The 450-nt window shown below is 71.8% G+C and carries 1 protein-coding gene; it reads right to left on the bottom strand.

The window, feature by feature from the left end:
• Positions 1-244, bottom strand: a 244-nt coding sequence (locus CVH10_RS26630) for a phospholipase D-like domain-containing protein (protein WP_219924757.1), incomplete at its 3' end; no start/stop codon positions are given.
• Positions 245-450 lie beyond the last annotated feature (206 nt).

Raw genomic sequence — 450 nt, 5'->3', positions numbered from 1 at the left:
CGGCTTGCAGGGACCCGCGCGTGCGGACCACCTCCTCGAAGCGCTCACGCGGGCAGCCGGCGTGATGGGCTACGAGGCCGTCCCGCAGGCGCGCCACGGCGATGCGCGCGGCATCGTGGGCGTCGCCTAGCGGGACCTCGATCGCGAGGTCGCACTCGCTGTCGTAGCCCAGCGACCGATTGTTCAGATTGGTCGAACCGATCCGCAGCAGGCGGTCGTCGAAGATCGCGACCTTCGAGTGCACCAGGATGGTCCGCCCCCCCGGTGTCCGCGGCGCGAGGATGCGCAGACGGCCGTATCAGTCCGCCGCGAGCAGGCGCGCGATCATGACCCTGCGGGCGGTGTCCATGGTCAGGCGGTCGAAACCGTTCGGACTGCGCTCGGCCACGACCACCACGATCTCGGGGCCGTCCGGCTCAGCGAGGCGCGCCGCCAGGGCCTTCAGCCGGG

This window comes from Halomonas sp. ND22Bw, assembly GCF_003011945.1.
GTDB classification, from domain to species: Bacteria; Pseudomonadota; Gammaproteobacteria; order Pseudomonadales; family Halomonadaceae; genus Halomonas; species Halomonas halophila.
This window is presented reverse-complemented; position numbering and strand designations above follow the sequence as displayed.